The following is a 22,719-nucleotide window of genomic DNA, read 5'->3' as shown; positions in this document are numbered from 1 at the left end:
CCCCATGGACGATCACGTCGATGGGGGTCCTCGCCGTCCTCGTCCGGATGAATCCTGCGCTAGCAGGCCGGGGTCGTGACGGTGGAGGCGCTGCTGATGAAGCGCCGGAAGCGCGCGCTTATGCACGGAAAGGCGCGAGGAGTCAAAACCCGCCCCCACGCCATACCCGTTTTGCGAGTATGGCGTATTGTATCCCTAATAGGTTGTGATAGCTTCGCCGCGCCCGCATCGCGTGCAGCCGCTTCGGTGGCCAACAACAATAGGGAGGAAGACATGTCCAAACTCTTCAAGACGACCGGCGCCCTGGCGCTGGCCCTGGCCGGCCTCGGCTCGACGGCCATGATCGGGATCGCCACGCCGGCCGCCGCGGCCAGCGGCTTCCAGAACACCTGCTCGAACATCACCTTCGCCTACGTCTCCGGCAGCCAGGCGGCGGTGAACGCCATGTGCCTGAAGGCCGACGGCTCGGCCAACGGCACGTCGCTTGTTCTGCAGGGCATCGGCAACAGCAACGGCAATCTGGTGCAGAGCGGCGGCGCCAGCACGTTCCAGAAGAGCTGCGGCAACATCCAGATCACAGCCAACGCCCAGGGCGCGACCCTGACGGCCCTGTGCCGCAACAGCGGCGGCGGCAGCAACGCCACCAGCCTGCCGCTGAACAACATCGGCAACACCAACGGCAACCTGACTTACTGATCGCCGGCTCCAGACCCGGCGGCCGGAGCGCTCCGCTTCCCCCCATCCGGGGCGCTCCGGCGACCTTCCGATCTCAGCCTCGCAGCTCCAGCCCGTTGCCTTCCGGATCCGCCAGATAGAGCGAGGTCGCCTCGCCGGTCGAGCCGTAGCGTTCGCCGATGTCGCCGACGGCGACGCCGTGGGCTTCCAGATGGGCGCGGACCGCGTCGACGTCGAAGTCGATCACCCGCAGGCACAGGTGGTCCATGTTGTGGCCGTCGGGTCCCGGCGCGGCGCCGCCCATTCGCCCCAGGCGCCCGGCGACGTCGACCAGGTCGATCAGCTGGGCGCCGGCCCGCAGCTGCACCAGGCCGATGGCGTCCTGCCGCCGCTCGACCGCGCAGCCCAACACCTCGACATAGAAGCACTCCAGGGCGACCGGGTCGCGGGCGCGGATCACCACGTGGTCGATGCCGAGCAGGCGCATGACGAAATCCTCGGACGGAAAGCGGTCCCGTCCGAGGTATTCATCGCCCGTGCCGGAGGCAAGGCCGGCGGATCAGAGCAGCCAGCCCGTGGTCGACAGGCCGCCGCCCGAGACCAGCAGGGCGAAGTCCGACTCGGCGTCGCCGTCCAGGTCGCCCCAGATGACCGAGGCGCGCTCGAACAGCCCCGCCAGTCCGAACACCCCGAAATCGACGCCGCCCAGGGCGCCGATCGCCGAGAAGATGCTGGCGTAGCTGCTGACCATGATCTGGCCCGCCCCGGTTGCCGCGAGGTGCGAGACCAGCGAGAAAGACTGGTCGCCGTCCAGCGTGCTGTTGGCGTCCAGGGCGCTGAAGTCGAACAGGTCGCCGCGGGCGTAGTCGCTGATGAAGTCGATCGACAGGTCCCCATTCTCGAGCGAGGGGTCGTCGAAGGCGGCGCTGTCGAAGACGAAGACGTCGTTGCTCGAGCCGCCGACCAGGATGTCGAAATCGCCGCCGCCGTTCAGCCGGTCATTGCCCGCGCCGCCCAGCAGGATGTCCTTGCCGCCCGCCCCGAACAGGCTGTCGTTCCCGGCCTCGCCGCTCAGCAGGTTGATGGCGTCGTTGCCCTCGATGACGTTGGCCAGGCTGTTGCCCGTGCCGAGATTGGCGTCGCCGGTCAGACGCAGGTTCTCCAGGTTGGAGCCCAGGCTGTAGCTGATCGAACTCCAGACGGTGTCGCTCCCGCCGCCGGCCAGCTCGGTCACCGTGTCACGCCAGCTGTCGACCACATAGCGGTCGTCGCCGGCCCCGCCGGTCATCTTGTCGACGCCCAGGCCGCCGTCGAGGATGTCGTTGCCCAGCCCGCCGAGAAGGATGTCGGCGCCGTCGCGACCCTCCAGCGTGTCGTTGCCGGCGTTGCCGATCAGGATATTGGCCGCAGTGTTGCCGATCAGCCGGTCCGAGCCGCCACCCCCCACCCCGTTCTCGATCGTCGCGCCGTAGGCGATGCCGACATTGTCGGTCAGCCGGCCGACCACGGGGTTGGCGGCCAGCGCGGCCATGTTCGAATTGTAGGTCGCCTGGGCCACGGGGGCGTAGCCCGCCGCCGCCCGGTTGGCGTTGACCTGCTCGAACGACGGGGCGGTCTCGAAGGTCACGCCGCCGATGCTGCTGAGCGAGCCGGGGGTCAGGTCGATGATCTGGTCGGTCGCGTAGCCCGAGGCGTCCAGGGTGTCGATCCCGCCGGCGTCCCAGATGGCCATGACCGGGGCCGGAGTCTTGGTGAAGTCGTAGGAATCGCGCCCGGCGTTGCTGTTGAAGCCGTAGGTCGTATTGCCCGTCCGCGTGGTCATGTCGGCGCCGTAGATCGCCTGGATGGCGGCGATGTCGTGCACCAGCGGCGTGGCCGCGTAGACCGTGGTCGAGATGTTGAAGTCGAAGTGCCGCGCGCCGGTCTCGGCGGCGGCGAAGTAGGACATGATGCTGTAGGCGCGGCTGTCCTGATAATATTCGGCGTTGGCGGGGTAGGTGATGCTGACGCCGGGGGCGGCGTTGTAGTCGCCGGGGTGCTGGAGACCCAGGGCGTGGCCGCTCTCGTGGGCCAGGGTGTGGATGCCGTAGAGGCCTTCATCCAGCTGGAAGTTGCTGGGCTGGTTGGCGCTGATCCAGACGTCGCCGGCGATCAGGTCGGCGTTGTCGGGCGTGTAGTCGTACGGCAGGTAGGCATAGGCCTGGGTGCCGGGCCGGTTGGTGTAGTTGGCGAAGGTGATGTCGGCGACCTCGGGGGCGCTTTCCACCAGGGTGGGGGCGATCAGGTCGTCCCAACTGGCCATGGCCTCGCGCGCGGCGGCCTTCTGGGCCTCGGTGAACGGCGCGAAGCCGAAATACTCGTTACGTCCGTAGAGCACGCCGTCCTCTTCATAGACGTAGGGCTCGGCGAACATGCTGTCGGCGGTGTGGAAGCCGAAGTTGAGCACGCTGACGTCGCCGTCGCGCGGCACGGCGTGGTCGATATTGCCTGGCGTCCAGCCGGCCCCGCCGCGATTGAGCTGCTCGATCACCTGCTCGATCGTGAACACCGGCTTGTCGCGGATCGTGCCGCCCTGGCCGTCCACCGAGGCGTCGACCGGCTGGACCGAGACGTCCAGGGCGGGGGCGACCGCGTCGGTCGGCCCGTTGAACACCGGGAAGCTGGTTTCGCGATGGAGATCCTGGTCCAGGCTTTCGTCGTGGAGGCGCATCGGTTCTTCCCGTTTTAAAGGTTGTTCCATGGGGTCAGGGGGCCGGCCGTGAGCGCCACGGCAGGGTCTCGGCGAGGGCGGCGTTCACGGCCGCGTCGAACTGGGGGCCAGGGGGCGGGGCCGTCGCGCGCGGCGCGGCGCCGAACAGCTCGGACGGCGCGGCCGTGGCGCGGAAGACGCGCAGGCTGAAGACCAGCAGCGATCCGCCCTTGCCGTCGCTGGGCTGAACATTGCCGTGGAACAGCAGGACGGCGGTGTCGGCGGCGATCAGGCGGGGATCGCCGGGCGCCAGCAGGACGACCGGGATCGGCGCCTTGTCGGCGGCCAGGGCCCTGACGCGCTCGCAGAGGGCGGCCTGCAGCCGGCGGCGGTCAGGCAGCCGGTCCGGATCGACCAGGCACTGGACGCCCAGGCGCTTGGCGCCGTCCCAGGCCAGGACCGGGGTCGAGGCTGCCGCCGGCCCGCCGCAAATCATGGCCCAGATCGGGGTAAGGGCGCAGGCCCATGCCATGAATTGTCGGAATGGCGACATGGATTTCCCGCAGCCGTTCGGTATGGGGCGTCATCGACCCCATCACCTTTGCGAGGAAATCAGCGTTATGCAAGCGTAACGTGTATTGTGAAGTTTACATATCTTGAGGTGTGCTCAAGCTTCGGCCGCGAGCGTCAACTGGCTGGAGACGTGATCGTCGCACCCGAGGCCTTCAGGCGGTCGAGCACGCCGTTGGCCGGCAGCAGGAAGGCCAGGTCGACGACGGCGATGGTCACGCCGGGCCGGTTCAGGGCCTCGTTGAGGGCATCGGCCGACTGGCCGATCTGCTGGGCCAGCAGGCCGGGGCCGCCGGGCGCGCGCATCACGCAGCGCTGGGCCGCCGAGGCCGAATAGCGGGCCCGCACGCTGGCCAGGTCGCCGTTGGCCCAGTCGGTCCCGATGGTGGCGGGATGAGAGCCCTCGAACTCCAGTTCGCTCAGGGCGTCGCGGAGGCACGCCAGGTTGGCCTCGTCCGACAGCTTGCCGGCGCTGGAGAGGATGGGGCCCAGGCGGTACTGGCTCATGGCCTTGACCTTGACGCCCTTGGCCTTGGCCATGCGCTCGATGGTGCTGACCGGCTTGGCCTCGGACAGGCCCGCCGCCTGGCGGAAGTCCGACAGTACGATGAAGCCGGCGACGGCGGGCTTCCAGTCCTTGTAGGGCACGGCGGTGCGCTCGGCTCGCTCGCGGGCGCTGACGAACCGGGCCAGCAGGTCGGGCGGCAGGCGGTTCTCCAGCTTCTTGCCGAACGGCTGGCGCACGCCGCCGCCCCCCGTCAGGAAGAACTTGGTGACCTGCAGGGGGCCGACCGAGGCCTCCGGCGGCACAAGCACCAGGCTGGCCTCGTCCATGGCGCGGTTCAGGCGCGGGCTGTCCCACTTCAACTGGTGCGGCAGGGGCGGGGCGGAGCCGACCACATAGAGCTTGGCGCCGCCCTTCTCGACCAGCCACAGCGCCGGGCCGGGCGGCCGGGCGACGACCAACAGCTCCTCGACCACGGCGCTGCCGGGATCCTGGGGAAGCAGCTCGACGGTCTGGGGCGGCGGGGTCTGGGCCGGGGCCGGGAGGACCAGGGTGGTGAAGGCGAGGGCCGCGCCGCCGATCAGCGCCGATATGCGTCGAACCATGACCGTCCTCGTCTCCTCAAAGCGTGGCTAGAGGATAGGTGCTCTAGTGCCGTGGCGAAAGCGCGGCGGGCGGCAGATCGCGCAGGGTCTGGGCCAGCAGCCGGCCCTCGGCGCCCCGGCTGGAGCCCGCCCGCCAAGCCACGACGATCTCGCGGCTGGAATGGTCGGAGTTCAGGGGACGGATGGTGACCGGCGCGTTCTGGACCAGGCCCGCCGCCACCGCCATCGACGGCAGGAACGACACGCCCAGGCCCGAGCCGATCATCTGCACCAGGGTGGGCAGGGAGGTGGCCGCGAAGCTTTCCTCGTCGCCGGGGACGCCGCGCGGCGGCTCCAGCCCGCAGGCGGCCAGGGCGTGGTCGCGCAGGCAGTGGCCGTCCTCCAGCAGGATCATGTCGTCGCCGCGCAGGCTGTCGGGATCGACCCGGTCGAAGGCGGCCATGCGGTGGTTGGCCGGGGCGGCGGCCAACAGCTCGTCATCCTCGACGTGGGCCCAGTCCAGACCGGTCATGTCGTAGGGCAGGGCGATCAGGGCGGCGTCCAGGGCGCCGGACTTCAGGGCGGCGATCAGCCGATGGGTCAGGTCCTCGCGCAGGTACAGCTTCAGCTTGGGGAACTGGTCGCGCAGGGCAGGCAGGGCGCGCGGCAGCAGATAGGGGGCGACGGTGGGGATCACGCCCAGACGGAACCGACCGGCCAGCGGTTGGCCCGCGCCACGCGCCGCCTGCACCAGATCCTCGGCCTGGGCCAGGATCGCCTCGGCCCGGCGCACCGCTTCCTGACCGGCCGCGGTCAGGATCACGCCCGAGCGGGCCCGGTCGACGACCGGGGCGCCCAGGATCTTCTCCAGCTCCTGGATCCCGGCCGACAGGGTCGGCTGGGTGACGTGGCAGGCCTCGGCCGCCCGACTGAACGAGCCGTGCTCGGACAGGAGCTTCAGATATTGCAGCTGGCGCAGGGTGGGGAGCATGTCCGCAAGATAGGGGCGATCTATCGGAAATCAAAAGACAATTGACGATATCTTTGCTGCACTCGCGAAGGCCGGCAGGATCGGCGCATAGAGCGACCCTATCGGCCAGCATGAAACAATCGATTGGTCCTATCGATTTCCCTTGCGTACAAGGCCTTTGCAATTCCTGCAGGAGAACTTCATGTCCTTGATCAACACCCAGATCAAACCCTTCACCGCCCAGGCCTACAAGGGCGGCAAGTTCGTCGAGGTCAGCGACGCCGACCTGAAGGGCAAGTGGTCCGTCGTGTTCTTCTACCCGGCCGACTTCACCTTCGTCTGCCCGACGGAGCTGGAAGACCTGGCCGACAATTACGCCACGTTCCAACGCCTGGGCGTCGAGATCTACGCGGTGTCGACCGACACCCACTTCTCGCACAAGGCCTGGCACGACACCTCGCCCGCCATCGGCAAGATCCAGTACGTCATGGTCGGCGACCCGTCGGGCGCGATCACCAACAACTTCGGCGTCATGCGCGAAGGCGTGGGCCTGGCCGACCGCGGCACCTTCCTGATCGACCCGCAAGGCGTGATCCAGTTCGTCGAAGTGACCGCCGAAGGCATCGGCCGCAACGCCATCGAACTGCTGCGCAAGATCAAGGCCGCCCAGTACGTCGCGTCGCACCCGGGCGAAGTCTGCCCGGCCAAGTGGGAAGAGGGTGAGAAGACCCTGGCCCCGTCGCTCGACCTGGTCGGCAAGATCTAAGCACGCCTACAGCCTGTCGCGCCTTCGGGCCGCGACAGGCGTCGTCCGCCGGTTCCGTCAGCCCACGGAGCCGGCGGCGACACCCCTCCAGTTTCCAAGAATCCGGCGTCGCGTCCCTCCCCGCGCGCCTACAGTCGGAGCCCGCCATGTTGGACGATGGTCTGAAGACCCAGCTGAAAGCCTATCTGCAGAACCTGCGCCAGCCGATCGAGCTGGTCGCCTCGCTGGGCGAGGGCCAGGGCTCCAAGGACATGCGCGCGCTGCTCGAGTCCGTGGCCGAGACCTCCGACAAGGTCAGCCTGAACCTGGCCGGCAACGACGCCCGCAAGCCGTCCTTCGCGATCAACCGGGCGGATGGAAGCGCTGATGTGCGCTTCGCCGGCCTGCCCCTGGGCCACGAGTTCACCTCGCTGGTGCTGGCCCTGCTGCACGTCGGCGGTCACCCGCCCAAGTTCGACGCCGAGGTCCTGGACCAGGTCCGCGCCCTGGAGGGCGAGTTCCGCTTCGAGACCTATTTCTCGCAGAGCTGCCAGAACTGCCCGGACGTGGTCCAGGCGCTGAACACCATGGCGGCGCTGAACCCCAACATCACCCACGTCGCCATCGACGGCGCGCTCTTCCAGCAAGAAGTGGAGGAACGCCAGGTCATGGCCGTGCCGACCATCCTGCTGAACGGCCAGCCGTTCGGCCAGGGCCGCATGAGCCTGGAACAGATCCTGGCCAAGCTGGACACCGGCGCGACGGCGCGTGAAGCCGAGAAGATCAAGGCCAAGGACGCCTTCGACGTCCTTGTTGTCGGTGGGGGCCCAGCTGGGGCCGCCGCGGCGATCTACGCCGCCCGCAAGGGCATCCGCACCGGCGTGGCGGCCGAGCGCTTCGGCGGCCAGGTGCTGGACACCATGGCCATCGAGAACTTCATCTCGGTGTCGCACACCGAAGGCCCCAAGCTGGCCTCGGCGCTGGAGCAGCACGTCAAGGACTACGACGTCGACATCATGAACCTGCAGAAGGCCGTGGGCCTGGTCCCGGCCAAGACGCCGGGCGGCCTGATCGAGATCAAGCTCGAGAACGGCGCCAGCCTGACCTCGCGCAGCGTGATCCTGGCCACCGGCGCCCGCTGGCGGAACATCAACGTGCCCGGCGAGGCCGAGTACAAGAACAAGGGCGTGGCCTACTGCCCGCACTGCGACGGCCCGCTGTTCAAGGGCAAGCGCGTGGCGGTGATCGGCGGCGGCAACAGCGGCGTCGAGGCGGCCATCGACCTGGCGGGCCTGGTCGCCCACGTGACCCTGATCGAGTTCGACAGCCAACTGCGCGCCGACGCCGTCCTGCAGCGCAGGCTGGCCAGCCTGCCCAACGTGCGGATCGTCACCTCGGCCATGACCACCGAGGTGCTGGGCGACGGGAACAAGGTCACCGGCCTGACCTACAAGGACCGCAACCACGACCAGGTCCATACCGTCGACCTGGAAGGCGTGTTCGTTCAGATCGGCCTGGTGCCCAACACCGAATGGCTGAAGGACGCGGGCGTGGCCCTGACCCCGCGCGGCGAGATCGAGGTCGACCATCGCGGCGAGACCTCGCTGCCCGGCGTGTTCGCCGCCGGCGATGCGACGACCACGCCGTACAAGCAGATCATCATCGCCATGGGCGAGGGCTCGAAGGCGGCCCTGTCGGCCTTCGACTACATGATCCGCCTGGAGCCGGACGTTCCCGCCGAGCAAGAGGCCGCCTAGGGCGCGACCGACAGGGAGCGAAACGTCCCCGATCGGACCTTCATGAAGCCGCCGCGACCGCCTTTTCAGGGCGGTTTCGGCGGCTTTCGTGTTTCTGGCTATGCGTCAATGCGCCTCTCGCCGAACGCGCGATCTTGACCTCGACAGCAATCTCGGGGGCGGGCTATCTTGTTAACGAATGGGCAAATGATTCTACGGGTCGGCACGGCCGAATCGGCGCGATGGGCGTCGTCCCGGGAATTGTAGGGGATGGGCAAGATGAGGCTGCTGTCGAAGGGCGATCGCAACACCAAGGGCGGCGTCAAACCCGTGATGCTTGCCGCCGAGAACGATCGTCCCGAGGGGGACAGCGACCGCCTGGTCGAGGCCACCCAGGCCATCGGCGTCCGCTATGAGACCATCCACGGCGGGCTGGACAGCATCAGCCGCGTGGTCGAGCACCTGCGGGCCATCGAGCCGCTGCTCTCCGAGATCCGCGGCCCGGTCGCCGAGGAGTTCGAGGCCCGCCGCGCCGAGCACGCCGAACTGATCGCCCTGCGCGCCGCCTTCGAACAGGCCGCCCGCCAACTGGCCCACGCCCAGGCCGAGGAACGCGAGCTGTCCGCCAAGCTGGCGACCGCCGACGCCGCCCTGACCGAATCCGACGCGCGTCGCCAATCGCTGGACGTCGCCCTCGAGGACGGCGCCCTGGAGATCGACCGCCTGCGCAACGGCCTGCAGCAGTCCGAGCTGAAGGTCGGCGGCCTGGAGGCCTCGCTGCGCGACGCCACCGCCCGCGCCGAGCACCTGACCCAGGACGTCGAGACCCTGCGGATCCAGACCCAGGACATCGACACCCGCCGCGGCGAGTCCGAGGCCGCCTTGGCCGCCGCCAAGCAGCAATCGGCCCTGCAGGTCGAAGAGCTGGGCACCCTGAAGAAGCGCCTTGAACAAGCCGGCGCCGACGTCGCCCGCTTGTCGCGCATCGAGACCGAACTGGAAGCCCAGGTCGCCGCCGAGCGCGCCCGCCTGCTGGCCGCCGACAACGCCCTGACCACCGTCCAGGCCGACAGCGCCCGCACGATCCGCGGCCTGGAAGCCCAGGTCGAGTCGGGCCGCGCCGAGGTGCTGGCCCTGCAGACCCGCCTGGAGACCGCGACCGGCCGCGCCGACAAGCTCGAGGAAATGAACGGCCAGATCTCGGCCCGCCTCAACGAGAGCAGCGCCCAGCAGCAGGCCGTCGAACGCCGGGCCGGCGATCTCAACGTCGCCCTGGAACGCGCCCTGGAACGGGTCCGCAATCTGGAGGACGAGGTCGAGGACCTGCGCGGCCGCCACGCCGGCGTCGACACCGCCCGCGCCGCCGCGATCGAGCGCGCCGACCAGCTGGCCAAGACCGTGGTGGCCCACGAGAAGGCGCTCAAGCGCGCCGAGGAACGCGCCGCCCAGCTGCGCACCCGCTTCGAGGCTCTCCAGGCTTCGGAAGACGAGACCCGCCGCGCTCACGACGACAAGGTCGCCGAGATGCAGACCGAGATCGAACGGATCCGCTCGGAGGCCGCCCTGGCCGAAGGCGCCCTGGAATCGGCCCGCCGCGACCGCTCGCGCCTGCAGATGGCCCTGCTGGGCGCCACCAGCGACGACGTCCAGGCCGCCGGCTAAACTTCGCGCCCGCCGCTTCGCCTAGGGCCCCGACCTCATCAGGTCGGGGCCCTAGTTGTTTGTCCGGCGTGTTTCTTCACGCGAACCGGAAGCCGCTTCGCTTGGGAATGCTTTAGGGCGTCGGAGCGGCCTTCGCGGCCGACATCCGGTCGAACACCTCGGGCGGCTGGCTCCGCAGCGTGTCCCTCAGCCGCTCCATCGGCGCCTGGCTTTCGGTGACCCGGCCGGTCCGGGGCCGATCGATGTCCAACGTCAGCAGCAGCGAGATCGCCAGCAACAGGAACAGGAACGCGGTCGCGCCGCGCCCTTCCTTGTTCGCCCCGGCGTAGCCCAGCACGCCGGCCGACGTGACCACGTAGACGAACAGCACGAAGAACACCGTACTGGGCACCCGGGCCAGCCGCGCGGCCTCCCGCGCGGCGTCCAGGTCGATCATGTTGTTCATGGTCTCCAGGTACGAACTGGAGAAATCCAGCCCTTTGATCGATGGCCAGGCCGCGAGCGTGGCGGTCCACAGGTCGGTCAGCATCTGGTCGTTCTTGGCCAGCAGCGGCTGGACCTGGTCGGGGGGCGCCTTGGCCAGGAGGAGGCGGTTGTCGGTATAGTCCACCAGCATCTGGCTGATGCGGGCGCGGTCGACGGGTTCCAGCATCTGGGTGCGCAGATAGGTGGTGCCGATGGCGTTGGCCTCCTCAAGCACCAGCATCCGCCGCGCCTCGAAGCGGTCGACGGCCAGCGAGAAGGTGAAGCCCATCAGCAGGGCCAGCAGGCCCAGGGTGGCCGAGACGATGTAGCCTTCCTTGCCGCCGTCGCCCTCGTCCCCGCCTTCGCGTTTTGGCTTGGCGGTGCGCCGCTGCAGCCATTCGCCGAACAGCGACGCCCCGAACATGGTCGCCAGCAGGACCAGGCCGATCAACCAGGACGGCGTGGTCTCCAACCAGTTGGCGAAGGCGCCGTTCATCGCGCGGAGGCCTGACGGCCGGCCGGGGCGACATAGAGTTCGCTAGCCATCCTGGACCTCCCGGGGGATCGAAATCTCGCGCCGATCTTTCGACTCGACGTCCGGCTCCGCCATGGGGCGAAACCCTGGCGCGGCTGGTTCTTCCCCCGGATTTTCGATGGCCCTCGAAAACCGAGCCGATCTACCATAACGTTTATATGTTGACGACTCTCCCTTCGAGTGATCAGCCTGTGGCGAAGCTCGGGCCCATGACGCATGGCGCAGCCTTGCGCGGACCCGGCCAAAAGGGCGGAGGGCGTGATGAAAAGCTCAGGACCAAAAGGCTCGGGAACGGGACGGAAGAGCGGCTGGCGGGCGCTGGCCGCCGTGATGGTGTGCCTGGCGGGCGGGGGCGGCCTGTTCGTCGCCCAGGGCCTCAACGCGGCGCCGCCGTCCAAGCCGGCCTATCTGGCCGCCTTCCCCAACTTCGCGCCGAAGTTGACGCCGCAGATGCCGGGCGACGTCGACATCGCGCTGAAGACCCAGCTGGAAAAGGCCCAGAAGTTCTCCGAGGTCCAGCGCGAGTTCGACCTCTATTCCTGGCAGATGTTCCTGGCGCTGAACTGGCCCACCAACAGCCAGGGCGTGGCCGCGCCCAAGCTGACCGACACCCGGTTCGGGGCGCCGCACTGGACGCTGTGGCACAATTCCAGCTCGATCTTCCAGACCGACGGCGCCAAGCCGGCCGCCTGCGGCGTGTCGCCCAAGGCCCGGACCCTGACCCTGTTCCGGGGCGACCTGGGCAAGCCGGTCAGCAAGGGATTGGCGGCGTTCTCGGCCCAGGCCGTCGCCAACGCCGATCCGCGCGCGACCCGGTTCCTGGGCGTGCTGTCGGCGGTGGGCGAGCTGAACGCGGCCAATCTGGGCGACGACATCAACCAGGCCTTCTCGGGCCCGATGCTCGATCAGAACGGCGAGTTCGTTTATTACGAGATCATGATCGACCCCAACGAGGTCGGCTATCTCTGCGAAAACAGCCTGTACAACATCAACGGCCAGGTCGCCTTCTCCAAGGCCGGCAACAAGGTGGCCATGCCGCTGGGCACGCCCGGCAAGGACTGGAGCGGGTCGTTCGAGCTGAAGTTCGCCTGGCGGATCCTGAAGCCCGGCAAGGACGATTTCAGCCGCTTCCACACCAGCCCGGCGGTGGTCATCGACCAGGGGCCGGACGGCAAGCAGCTGGAGCGCAAGGTGACGGTCGGCCTGGTCGGCATGCATATCGGCCACAAGTCCACGACCTCGCCGCAATGGATCTGGTCCACCTTCGAGCAGGTCGACAACCTGGACGTCGACGCGGTGGCCCACCCCAAGCTCAACCCGTCGTTCGTCGATCCCAACTGCCCGATGTGCGCCGTCAACCAGCTGCCGCAGAAGGTGAAGGGCGTCTATCCGCGCATCCCGACCCAGGCCTGGCGCGGCATCCCGATCCCCGGCGACAAGGTCGCCCTGAACCGCCAGGCCCAGGCGGCCCTGAAGGCCCAGGGCTCGGTCTGGCAGTACTACCAGCTGATCGACACCCAGTGGCCGACCGACCCGACGGCGGGACCGGCCCCGTGGAACGGCGGCCTGCCGAACGCCATCGGCAACAAACCGGGCGGGAATCCCACCCCGGTGTTCCTGACCAACGTCACCATGGAAACCTACTTCCAGAAGGGCAACCAGGTGGCGTGCAACGGCGAGGAACTGCCCAGCGGCCAGGACTGCCCCGCCTCGGGCGCCGCCCAGCCGCCGGTCTGGAACTCGGTGCTCAACAATCAGGGCAAGCCGGTGACGCCGGGGATCAACACCCTGACCTTCCAGACGGAAAGCTGCATGGGCTGCCACTCGTCGGCCGGGGTCTGGACCTCGTACGATCCCAAGACCGGCAAGGGGAACCAGTCGGGCCAGCTGACCGCCGACTTCTCCTGGCTGCTCAGGGACTTGCGTCCGGGATGACGGTCGCCGGCTAGGGCGCCTTGCCCGTTTCGACATAGGCCCTCAGGCGGTCGAACTGCTCGCTCAGCACGTGGTCGACGCCCGGCGCGATCTTGTCGAGACCGCCCTTCATGTAGCCGCCGACGTCGTAGGTCTGGGTCAGGGTGGTCTTGCCGTTGGTCTCCGACAGGGTCCAGCCCAGGTGGCCGGTCGCGCCGGACATCTGCAGCGGCCCCAAGGCGCCGAACAACCGCAGGCCCTGGCCGGGCTGGGCGTAGACCACGGTCATGTGCATCACCGAGCCGCCGTTGGGCAGCTTCTCGCAGAAACAGCCGCCGCTCATCGGGGCCAGCGACAGGCTGGCCGAGGAGCCCGACCAGGTGTGGTCCTTGCTCCACCACTGCGAGGGCTGGGCGAGGGCGGCGTAGACCTTGTCGGCCGGCGCGTTCAGCACGGCCGTGCGCTTGACCTCGAAGCCGTTGGCCTGGGCGTCGACGACTTCGGCGCGGGCGGTGGTCGTCACGGCGAGCGCGGCGGCGGCGATCAGCAGGTGTTTCATGGGGTGGGCCCCTCCCGGTTGAAGGACCGTCCGTCGGTCGGCTCTCACCGTCAAGGCCCTCCCCCTGGGGGAGGTGTCGGCGAAGCCGACGGAGGGGGGATGGGTAGGAAGGAACCAGAATTCAGGGTCGAAAATCCTAAAACTCCCCCCACCGACCCTTCGGGTCGCCTCCCCCACAGGGGGAGGGACTAGTCCTCCTAAGCCGCCTCGAACCGCAACGGCCCGCCCCAGAAACTCTCGACCAGCCCGTTCTGCGGCCCCGGCGCGCCCGTGGTGAGGAACTTGCGCGAGCCGCCCGTCCCCGGATCGAACTCCGGGTGGCGCTGCAGGTAGAGCTCAAGCGCGTCGGCGGTCGAGGCCGGCTGGTGGATGACCGGCGTGCCGGCCGGCAGGGCGGCGCGGAAGATGTCGGCGATGATCTCGTAGTGGGTGCAGCCCAGCACCGCGCGATCGGGATAGCGGCCGATGCGGGTCTTCAGCGCCTGGACATAGACCTCGACCGCCTTGGCCAGGTCCACGGCCCCGGCGTCGGCCTCGATCATCGGCACCAGGTCGGGGCAGGCTTGCGAGAACACCGCGATGTCCTGCTTGCGCTTGTCGATTTCGATCTCGTAGACGCGCGAATTGGTCGTGCCCTGGGTCGAGAACACCCCCAGCACGTCCAGCTGCTCGACCTTGTCGCCGCGCCGCTCGGCCTCGTGCTCCCAGGGCAGGCCGGTGGCCGCCTCGATGGTCGGCACGATGATGCCCAGGATGTTGATCGGCCGGCCCAGGGCCTTGCGGTAACCCGGCAGCCAGGTCTGCTGCAGGCGGCGCAGGGCGATGGCCGAGGCGGTGTTGCAGGCCAGGACCACCAGGCTGGCGCCGGTGTCGAACAGGCGCTCGCAGCCGGCCCGGGTCAGGTCGACGACCTCCTCGCCGGGACGCCCGCCGTAGGGCGCGTTGGCCTGGTCGGCCAGATAGGTGAAGTCCGCCTGGGGCAGACGGTTCACGAGGGCGCGGTGGACCGTGAGGCCGCCCACGCCGGAGTCGAAGACGCCGATGGACATGGATCTGGCTTACCCCGCCGCCGCCCGGCCGTCCACGCGGGCGCCTTGAGATTCTGGCGCCGGGCCCATGGCGGCATCGTGCAGGTCCGGCGCCGGCACGAACCGGTCCCGGTCCGAAGGGGCGCGGGAGAGTTTCTGTCGTCGAATTCACGCTTCGTGGGACGAATTCCGCATGAAAGCGCTTAACGATGAGCCTCGCGGCGCTCTAGGGTTCAGCTTCCTTTCTCCGGAGACCCGCCCGTGAAGCGTCGTTCCTTCCTCGCCGCCGCCAGCGCGACCGCCCTGATGCCCATGATCGCCAAAGCCGCCACCCCCGCCGCCGCTTCCGCAAATCCCCTGCTGGCCCAATGGACCGGCCCGCACGGCGGCCTGCCGCCGCTGGACAAGGTCAAGCCCGAGCTGTTCGCCTCRGCCTTCGAGACGGCCATGGCCGAGCAGCGCCAGGAGATCTTCGCCCTGACCGCCAAGCGCATGGCGCCGACCTTCGAGGGCGTGATGGCCGCGTTCCAGGACTCCGGTCGGACCCTGAACCGGGTGGGGGCGCTGTTCGGGGTGTTCACCTCGACGATGAACGACGCGGCCATGCAGAAGGTCGAGGCCGAGAGCACGCCGAAGCTGGCGGCGTTCGGCGACGAGATCATCCAGAACGAGCAGCTGTTCGCCCGCATCAAGGCCGTCTACGACGCCCGCGAGACCTCGAACCTGACGCCCGAGCAGAAGCGCCTGACCTGGGTGGTCTACAACAGCTTCGCCCGCCAGGGCGCGGCGCTGGACGCCGCCAAGAAGGCCCGCCTGGGCCAGATCAACCAGGCCCTGGCCAGCCTCTACACGAAGTTCAGCCAGAACGAGCTGGCCGACGAGGAGGGCTACACCCTGGAGCTGGCCGAGGGCGACCTGGCCGGCCTGCCGGATTCGGTGAAGGCCGGCGCGGCCGCCGCCGCCGAGGAAAAGGGCCTGAAGGGCAAGTGGCTGATCACCAACACCCGCTCGTCCATGGAGCCCTTCCTGGTCTATTCCGATCGCCGCGACCTGCGCGAGAAGGGCTGGAAGCTGTGGGTGTCGCGCGGCGACAACAACGACGCCCACGACAACAAGGCGGTGATCACCGAGATCCTCAAGCTGCGGGCCGAGAAGGCCCAGCTGCTGGGCTTCGAAACCTACGCCCACTGGATCACGGCCGACCAGATGTCCAAGACCCCGGACGCGGCCATGAACCTGATGATGCAGGTCTGGAAGCCGGCCGTGGCCCGGGTCCACGAGGAAGTGGCCGACATGCAGAAGGTCGCCGACGCCGAAGGCGCGACCTTCAAGATCGCCCCCTGGGACTATCGCCACTACGCCGAGAAGGTGCGCAAGGCGCGCTACGACCTCGACCAGAACGTGGTCAAACCCTACCTGCAGCTGGAGAAGCTGCGCGAGGCCATCCACTGGGCGGCGGGCCAGCTCTACGACTTCAGCTTCACCCAGATCACCGACGTGCCGGTCTGCCATCCCGACGTGCGCGTCTGGGAAGTGACCAAGGGCGGGCCCAATGGGAAACAACGCGTGGGCCTGTGGTACTTCGACCCCTATGCCCGGGCCGGCAAGCAGTCGGGCGCCTGGATGAGCGAGTACCGCACCCAGGAGAAGTTCAAGGGCGTGATCACCCCGATCGTCTCCAACAACTGCAACTTCGTGAAGGGCAAGCCCGGCGAGCCGGTGCTGATCTCGTGGGACGACGCCGTCACCATGTTCCACGAGTTCGGCCACGCCCTGCACGGCCTGAATTCGGACGTGACCTATCCGACCCTGGCCGGCACCAACGTGGCCCGCGACTTCGTCGAGTTTCCCAGCCAGCTGAACGAGCACTGGCTGCCGACCAAGCCGGTGCTCGAGAAGTTCGCCGTCCACTACCAGACCGGCAAGCCGATCCCGGCCGATCTGGTGGCCAAGATCGAGAAGGCCAAGACCTTCAACCAGGGCTTCTCGACGGTCGAGTACCTGGCCTCGGCGATCTACGACATGAAGATCCACCTGGCCGCCCAATGGCGTCCTGGGGGGGGCCAGGCCATCGACCCGGAAGCGTTCGAGAAGTCGGCCTTGACCGAGATCGGCCTGCCGTCCGAGATCGTCATGCGCCACCGGCCCACCCAGTTCGGCCATATCTTCTCGGGCGACGGCTATTCGGCCGGCTACTACAACTACATCTGGGCCGACACCCTGACCGCCGACGCCGCCGAGGCGTTCGAGGAGGCGCCGGGCGGCTTTTACGACAAGGCCGTGGCCAAGCGCCTGCACGACGACATCATGAGCGTGGGCAACACGATCGACGCGGGCGAGGCCTTCCGCCGCTTCCGCGGCCGCGACGTGAAGATCGGCGCCTTGATGCGCAACCGCGGCTTCCCGGTGCCGCCGGGCGCGTAACCACGATTGGGGACAGGCGCATGCGCCTGTCCCCGGCCACGATCTGTTTAGATCGATTTCAGATATATCGGAAAACACTCTTGACGTTCGGCCAATCCGATATATCTGTAAGTTCGATATAACGAAACAGGATCTAAAACCTACATGTTTGGACGTCATCCCCACCACGGCCGCCACGGCGGTCATCACGGCGCGCCCTTCGGCCGCCATCCGTTCGGCTTCCACGGCCACGAAGGCCATCATCGTCGCGGCGGCCGCATGGGCCGGTTCTTCGATCACGGCGACCTGCGCCTGGTCGTGCTGAAGCTGATCGCCGACAAGCCCAGCCACGGCTACGAGCTGATCAAGGCCGTCGAGACCGCCGCCGGCGGGGCCTACACCCCCAGCCCCGGCGTGATCTATCCAACCCTGACCCTGCTGGAAGAGCTGGGCTACGTCACCGCGGCCGACGCCGGCGGCGGCAAGAAGCTCTACACGATCACCGATGAGGGCCAGGCCTTCCTGGAAAGCAACAGCCAACCGGTCCACGGCCTGTTCACCCGCATGGCCGAAGCCGCCGCCCAGAGCGCCGCCTTCTCGCCGCAGATCATGCGGGCCCGCGAGAACCTCAAGACCGCCCTGCGCCTGAAACTGACCTCCGGCTCGCTGACCCCCGAACAGGTCGCGGCGATCGCCAAGGTCATGGACGACGCGGCCGCGGCCATCGAAGGGGTCTAGCCCATGCAGAGCCATGCCCGCCTGAACACCGACAAGGGCTCGCGCTACATGATCCAGCTAGCCAAGCATTGGGGCCACAGGTTCGAGGTGACGTACGACGACATCTCGGCCCTGATCCCGCTGCCGCTGGGGACCTGCAGCATGCTGGCCGACCCCGAGGGGCTGGACGTCACGATCGAGGCGGCCGACCTGGAGGGCCTGGCCCGGCTGGAGGACGTCGTCGCCGAGCACCTGCTGCGCTTCGCCTTCCGCGAGCCGGTCAAGCGCCTGGGCTGGACCCGCGCCTGGGAGGCGGGCCGCATCGACCCGCCGGCCCTGCGGATCAACGCCGTTTCCTCCTAGCTTGAACATCGAGGGCGTGGCGGACGCCGAACCGGCATCCACTTTCGGCTGTCACGCCCAAAGCTAGACCACCGTCACATTTTCGAGATTGTCCTGGGACAGCCGATCAAACTTGCTTGCGCGTGCCTCGGAACAGGGGTTTCATCCGACTCAAGCTCCAGTAGAGAGCTTTGGAGGAAACCATGGGTCATGTGGTTCGCGGCGTTGCGTATCGCGCGCGGCAGGACGGCCGTCAGGGTCGCCTGGGCTGGCTTCTGCTTATTTCCGGCGTCAATCTCATGCTCTGGAGCTGCGTGATCGCGCTGATCGCACGGGCTTCCTAGACATCACTGGAGCGTGACGTTCAGCGCAGCCCGCGCAGGACGTCGATCCGTCGCATCGCCTTGCCCGGCAGGGCTGACACCGCCCCCAGCGGCAGGGCCTCGGCCACCTCGCGCAGGCTGTAGGCCGCGGTGCGCGCCAGGGTCGAAACCGACGGCGCGCCCAGGAACCCGAACATCACCCCCTGCTGCCGGTTCGACAGCTCGCGCTTGAAGCGATAGTCGCCGGCCCCAAGGTCCAGGCGCTTGTAGGGCCCGGTGTCCAGGCCCCGCAGGATGTCCTGGAACAGCAGCAGGCCCGGCGAATAGCGCTCGAACTTCGGGTCGTGGGCGATCAGCCAGCCGTGGATCGTGGCGCCGCCCCGCAGGTGGAAGTGCACGGCCGCCAGTTCGTCGCCCAGGTGCAGGGTGTAGAGCCCGCCGCCGAACGCCGGGTCGCGGGTCTCCAGCAGTTCGTCCATCAGCCGCATGACCCAGGCCGTCTTGAACAGGTCTGTCTGGCCGGTGGCGGCCAGCTGGGCGCGCTTCCAGGCGATCAGCTGCGCGTAGTCGGCGCGGGAGTCCGACAGGGCGGTGAAGCGGGCGGGGCCGACCTCGCGCTCGACCTTGCGGCGCTTCTTGTCGATGTCCTTCAGCGCCCCGACCCCGGCCGCCTTGCGTTCCGCCTCGTAGGCGGCATAGCCGTCGGCGACCTCGACCACCCAGGAGACGTCGCGGCCGCGAGCGTGGCCCTGGAAGGCCGGATCCTCGGCCAGCATGTGGCAGAAATCGTAGCGTGACACGCCCAGGGCCTGGAGCATGGCGCGCGGATCGGCCCGGAAGCCGTCGCGGGTCACCAGGGCCTGGTAGTCGCTCATCGGCGCGCCGGCCGGCATGGCGGTCGAGCCGCGCTTGCGCACGGCCAGGAAAGCGGCCGGCCGGCTGGCTTCATCGTACTGGACAGCGACCTGCACGCCGCCGGCCGGGCCTTGGGCGCGGGCGACGGCCTGGGCCCACAGCGGCGACAGGAACGGGCTGTCCAGGCGCGCCTCGCCGGCCTGCACGGCCGACCAGGCCGCGTGGACCTCCGCGGGCAGTTCCAGGGCGGGGAAGACGTCGATCTTCAAGGCAACCTCGAACCGGCTCGAGAGCGGCCGGATAATCGACGGCATCCTGACGGGGATAGATTGAACTTGGGTTTACGACGCCCGGATCAGTCCATCAGCTTCTTCGACAGGTAGACGTACTCCAGCGCCTGGCGACGCGCGGTCTCGGCCAGGTTGGCGCTGGCCGCGTGGCCGCCGTCGATGTTCTCGTAATACAGCACCGGATAGCCCAGTTCCTCCAGCCGGGCCGCCGCCTTGCGGGCGTGGGCCGGATGGACGCGGTCGTCCTTGGTCGAGGTCTCGATGAACACCTCGGGGTACTTCTGGCCCGCCTTGAGGTTGGAATAGGGGTCGTACTTGGCGATCACCGCCCGCTCGGACGGAATGGCCGGATCGCCGTATTCGCCTTTCCAGGAATCGCCGGCCCCGATCTGGGTGTAGCGGATCATGTCGAACAGCGGCACCTGCACGACGATGGCGTTGTAGAGCTCGGGCCGCTGGGTCAGGGCCACGCCCATCAGCAGGCCGCCGTTCGATCCGCCCATGATCCCCAGCCGGCGCGGCGAGGTGATCTTGCGGGTGATCAGGTCCTGGGAGACGGCGAAGAAGTCGTCATAGACCTTCTGGCGGTTCTCCTTGAGGCCGGCGTTGTGCCAGGCCGGACCGAACTCGCCGCCGCCGCGGATGTTGGCCACCACATAGGTGCCGCCGCGTTCCAGCCACAGCTTGCCCATCACGCCCGAATAGGCCGGGGTCATCGAGGCCTGGAAGCCGCCATAGGCGTAGAGCAGGGTCGGGGCGGTCCCGTCGTACTTCACGCCCTTGGGCCGCACGACGAAGTACGGGATCTTCGTCCCGTCGGTGCTGGCCGCCTCGAACTGCTCGACCACGTGGGTCGAGGCGTCGAAGCGGGCGGGCGAGGCCTTGACCTGCTCCAGCTTCAGCGAGGCGGCGTCGGCCAGCCAGTAGGTCGATGGCGTCAGATAGCCGGTGACGCTGACGAACAGCCGGTCGTCCTTCTGCGAGGCCGAGCCCAGGCCGATCGTCGAATTGGTCGGCAGGGCCAGCTTTTGCGAGGTCCAGCCCTCGGGCCCATGGCTGTAGACCAGGGCCCCGCCGGTGACGTTGTCCAGCAACCCGACCACCAGCTTGTCGCGGGTGGAGGTGACGCCCTCCACCGACTGCCTGGCGGTGGGGCGCAGAACCAGGACGGGCGCGGGCTTGGCCGGATCGGCCTTCAGGGCCGCCAGGTCCAGGCTGAGCAGGTCGCCGGTCTTGAAGCCCTTCTCGGGCCAGTCCTGCTCCAGCGACATCACCACCTGGCCGGCGACATAGCCCTGGACCGAATGCTTGAGCGGGAAGGGCAGCTTCACCGGTCCCGTGTCGGTCAGCAGATAGGTCTCGGCCTCGAAGAAGCTGACCGCGCGGCCGGCCAGCACGGCCACGACCTTCCCGTCGGCGTCGGTCAGGGTGTAGGCGGAGGCCGAGACGTCGTCGGGCGTTCCCCGGAACAGCTCCTTGGCGTCGGCCAGGGCCTGGCCGCGCTTCAGCGCCTTGACCACGTAGGGATAGCCCGACTTGGTCACCTGGCCCGGCTCCCATTCACGGGCCACCAGCAGGGTGTCCTTGTCCAGCCAGCCGACGTTCTGCTTGCCCTCGGGGAGGACGAAGCCGCCGGGGACGAACGCCTTGGTCGTCGTATCGAACTCGCGGATCGTCACAGCGTCCTTGCCGCCGTTCGACAGGGTGACCAGGCAGCGGGTCTCCTCGGGCGCCAGGCAGCCCGCGCCCTTGAACACCCAGTTGGCGTTCTCGGCCTTGGACAGGGCGTCGATGTCGAGGATCGTCTCCCACTGGGGCTCGGCGGTGCGGTAGCTCTCCAGCGTCGTCTTGCGCCAGATGCCGCGCACATGGTCGGCGTCCTGCCAGAAGTTGCGCAGGGATCCGTCGCCGGCGAACGACACGCCCGGCACGCGGTCCTTGGCGTTGAGGATGGCCAGGGCCTGGCTTTCCAGCCCGGCATAGCGGCTGTCGCCTTGCAGGATCGCCAAGCTGCGGGTGTTCTCGGCCTTGGCCCAGGCCAGCGGCCGCTCGCCCTCGATCTCCTCCATCCACTTGTAGGGATCGTCCTTGCCCAGTTCGGCCAAGGGGGTCCGGGCTTCGGTGTCGGCGGGGACGGGATCGGCGGCTTGGGCGGTGGTGGTCATGAGGCTCGTGGAGGCGAGGAGGACGAGGAGCAGTCTGCGCATCTGGGGATCCGGCGGCTGTCGTGACAGGTGGGCCGCCTCTGGAGCGGCGCCTTTGTCGTGACGGTATCGCAAAAGCCGTCCGGCGCCAGATCGCTCAGTCGCCGTCGTTGGGAATGTTCAGAACCTGACCGCAGGCCTTGCAGTGCACCGCGTCGGGATCGTGCCGGCGCAGGCCGCAGCAGGGGCAGGGGAAGGTCACCTTGTGCGGTCGCAGGATCGACTGGATCAGGCCGATGAACAGCGACACCCCGCCCAGCATCACCGCCATCGACAGCAGCTTGCCCCAGACGCCGGGCAGGGTGACGTCGCCATAGCCGGTGGTCGTCAGGCTGGTGACGGTGAAATAGAGGGCGTCGACATAGCCGCCGATGCCCGCGTGCCGCCCGGCGAAGCTGGAATAGACGAAGCCCGTGACCACGAAGACGAAGGTCACCAGGGTCGAGGCCGCGCGGGTGATCTGCTCCACCCGGGTGTCGTCGTAGCGGCGACCGATCGTGCGCCAGAAGAACTCGCTGTGGATCAGGGTCCACAGCCGCACCACACGCAGGAACCCGAAGTTGAACAGCCAGGCCGGGAACAGCAGGGTGGCCAGCACGAACAGGTCGACCCAGGTGATCGGCTTCCTCAGCCAGGTCTTGATCTCGCCGTGGGCGATGGCCCGGGCCGCCAGGTCCAGGCCGAGGAACGCGGCCACCCCGTAGTCGATCGCGTAGAAGGTCAGGCCGTGGCGGCGCATCAGCGGCGCGGCGACGAAGAAGGCGATGATCGCCAGGTCGATGACGATGATCCCATAGCGGAACCGCACCGCCGTGGGCGACGCGCCATGATAGAGCGCCCGCAGCCGGGCCCTCAGGCGCAGACCCTGTTCCTCACTGTCGCGATCGCCCACTCAAGCCCCTTCCAGACAGGAAAACTCACGCTCAAATCGCCGCAGTCGGGCCCGAC

20 protein-coding genes are annotated in these 22,719 nt (G+C 68.4%); 9 read left to right on the top strand and 11 right to left on the bottom strand.

Annotated elements, in window-relative coordinates:
• Positions 1-273: 273 nt before the first annotated feature.
• Positions 274-696, top strand: a complete 423-nt coding sequence (locus AC1DYP_RS09680; protein ID WP_477046142.1) for a CVNH domain-containing protein — start codon at positions 274-276, stop codon at positions 694-696.
• 73 nt (positions 697-769) lie between these two features.
• Here the strand turns inward: AC1DYP_RS09680 and AC1DYP_RS09675 are convergent, their stop codons facing one another.
• From AC1DYP_RS09675 to AC1DYP_RS09655, 5 genes are all read right to left on the bottom strand, one after another.
• On the bottom strand, positions 770-1,162 hold the full coding sequence (locus AC1DYP_RS09675; protein WP_477046141.1) for a VOC family protein: 393 nt from the start codon (positions 1,160-1,162) through the stop codon (positions 770-772).
• Positions 1,163-1,234: 72 nt separating this feature from the next.
• Positions 1,235-3,385 carry a M10 family metallopeptidase C-terminal domain-containing protein gene (locus tag AC1DYP_RS09670; protein ID WP_477046140.1) on the bottom strand — a complete coding sequence of 717 codons (2,151 nt, stop codon included), beginning with the start codon at positions 3,383-3,385 and terminating at the stop codon, positions 1,235-1,237.
• Between the two features lie 34 nt (positions 3,386-3,419).
• Positions 3,420-3,896: a hypothetical protein gene (locus AC1DYP_RS09665; protein ID WP_477046139.1), complete on the bottom strand. Its 477-nt coding sequence runs from the start codon at positions 3,894-3,896 to the stop codon at positions 3,420-3,422.
• A 155-nt stretch (positions 3,897-4,051) separates the two neighbouring features.
• A complete protein-coding gene (locus tag AC1DYP_RS09660) occupies positions 4,052-5,044 on the bottom strand; it encodes a TraB/GumN family protein (RefSeq protein WP_477046138.1) in 993 nt (330 codons plus the stop codon).
• A gap of 43 nt (positions 5,045-5,087) precedes the next feature.
• Positions 5,088-6,014 carry a hydrogen peroxide-inducible genes activator gene (locus tag AC1DYP_RS09655; RefSeq protein WP_477033807.1) on the bottom strand — a complete coding sequence of 309 codons (927 nt, stop codon included), beginning with the start codon at positions 6,012-6,014 and terminating at the stop codon, positions 5,088-5,090.
• Positions 6,015-6,195: 181 nt separating this feature from the next.
• Here AC1DYP_RS09655 and ahpC point away from each other — a divergent pair, with 181 nt between their 5' ends.
• From ahpC to AC1DYP_RS09640, 3 genes are all read left to right on the top strand, one after another.
• Complete coding sequence (ahpC, locus tag AC1DYP_RS09650) at positions 6,196-6,759, top strand: alkyl hydroperoxide reductase subunit C (RefSeq protein ID WP_477033806.1); 564 nt, start codon at positions 6,196-6,198, stop codon at positions 6,757-6,759.
• A gap of 146 nt (positions 6,760-6,905) precedes the next feature.
• Positions 6,906-8,495: an alkyl hydroperoxide reductase subunit F gene (ahpF, locus tag AC1DYP_RS09645; RefSeq protein WP_477046137.1), complete on the top strand. Its 1,590-nt coding sequence runs from the start codon at positions 6,906-6,908 to the stop codon at positions 8,493-8,495.
• A 258-nt stretch (positions 8,496-8,753) separates the two neighbouring features.
• Complete coding sequence (locus AC1DYP_RS09640) at positions 8,754-10,136, top strand: intermediate filament-like cell shape determinant CreS (RefSeq protein WP_477046136.1); 1,383 nt, start codon at positions 8,754-8,756, stop codon at positions 10,134-10,136.
• A gap of 112 nt (positions 10,137-10,248) precedes the next feature.
• Here AC1DYP_RS09640 and AC1DYP_RS09635 read toward each other — a convergent pair whose 3' ends face one another.
• A complete protein-coding gene (locus AC1DYP_RS09635) occupies positions 10,249-11,097 on the bottom strand; it encodes a bestrophin-like domain (protein ID WP_477046135.1) in 849 nt (282 codons plus the stop codon).
• Positions 11,098-11,397: 300 nt separating this feature from the next.
• Here AC1DYP_RS09635 and AC1DYP_RS09630 point away from each other — a divergent pair, with 300 nt between their 5' ends.
• On the top strand, positions 11,398-13,071 hold the full coding sequence (locus AC1DYP_RS09630; protein WP_477046134.1) for a hypothetical protein: 1,674 nt from the start codon (positions 11,398-11,400) through the stop codon (positions 13,069-13,071).
• Between the two features lie 10 nt (positions 13,072-13,081).
• On the opposite strand, the gene AC1DYP_RS09625 is transcribed toward AC1DYP_RS09630, so the two are convergent.
• Positions 13,082-13,609, bottom strand: a complete 528-nt coding sequence (locus AC1DYP_RS09625; RefSeq protein WP_477046133.1) for an SRPBCC family protein — start codon at positions 13,607-13,609, stop codon at positions 13,082-13,084.
• Between the two features lie 197 nt (positions 13,610-13,806).
• Positions 13,807-14,658, bottom strand: a complete 852-nt coding sequence (locus tag AC1DYP_RS09620; protein WP_477046132.1) for a glutamate racemase — start codon at positions 14,656-14,658, stop codon at positions 13,807-13,809.
• A 240-nt stretch (positions 14,659-14,898) separates the two neighbouring features.
• On the opposite strand from AC1DYP_RS09620, the gene AC1DYP_RS09615 reads away from it, so the two are divergent.
• The 4 genes from AC1DYP_RS09615 to AC1DYP_RS09600 all read left to right on the top strand — a co-directional run bounded on the left by AC1DYP_RS09615 (position 14,899) and on the right by AC1DYP_RS09600 (position 18,443).
• A complete protein-coding gene (locus tag AC1DYP_RS09615; RefSeq protein ID WP_477046131.1) occupies positions 14,899-17,061 on the top strand; it encodes a M3 family metallopeptidase in 2,163 nt (720 codons plus the stop codon).
• A gap of 144 nt (positions 17,062-17,205) precedes the next feature.
• The gene (locus AC1DYP_RS09610) at positions 17,206-17,778 is read left to right on the top strand and encodes a PadR family transcriptional regulator (protein ID WP_477033798.1); all 573 of its coding nucleotides are present in this window, start codon (positions 17,206-17,208) and stop codon (positions 17,776-17,778) included.
• Positions 17,779-17,781: 3 nt separating this feature from the next.
• A complete protein-coding gene (locus tag AC1DYP_RS09605; protein ID WP_477033797.1) occupies positions 17,782-18,120 on the top strand; it encodes a DUF2218 domain-containing protein in 339 nt (112 codons plus the stop codon).
• A 182-nt stretch (positions 18,121-18,302) separates the two neighbouring features.
• Positions 18,303-18,443 carry a hypothetical protein gene (locus AC1DYP_RS09600; RefSeq protein ID WP_477033796.1) on the top strand — a complete coding sequence of 47 codons (141 nt, stop codon included), beginning with the start codon at positions 18,303-18,305 and terminating at the stop codon, positions 18,441-18,443.
• 20 nt (positions 18,444-18,463) lie between these two features.
• On the opposite strand, the gene AC1DYP_RS09595 is transcribed toward AC1DYP_RS09600, so the two are convergent.
• From AC1DYP_RS09595 to AC1DYP_RS09585, 3 genes are all read right to left on the bottom strand, one after another.
• Positions 18,464-19,546: a GNAT family N-acetyltransferase gene (locus tag AC1DYP_RS09595; protein WP_477046130.1), complete on the bottom strand. Its 1,083-nt coding sequence runs from the start codon at positions 19,544-19,546 to the stop codon at positions 18,464-18,466.
• Positions 19,547-19,632: 86 nt separating this feature from the next.
• On the bottom strand, positions 19,633-21,774 hold the full coding sequence (locus AC1DYP_RS09590) for a prolyl oligopeptidase family serine peptidase (protein ID WP_477046129.1): 2,142 nt from the start codon (positions 21,772-21,774) through the stop codon (positions 19,633-19,635).
• Positions 21,775-21,868: 94 nt separating this feature from the next.
• Positions 21,869-22,663 carry a potassium channel family protein gene (locus AC1DYP_RS09585; RefSeq protein WP_477046128.1) on the bottom strand — a complete coding sequence of 265 codons (795 nt, stop codon included), beginning with the start codon at positions 22,661-22,663 and terminating at the stop codon, positions 21,869-21,871.
• Positions 22,664-22,719 lie beyond the last annotated feature (56 nt).

Source organism: Caulobacter sp. P1_D6 (assembly GCF_056406095.1).
The sequence above is the reverse complement of the archived record's forward strand: the minus strand, read 5'-3'. Positions and strand labels throughout refer to the sequence as shown.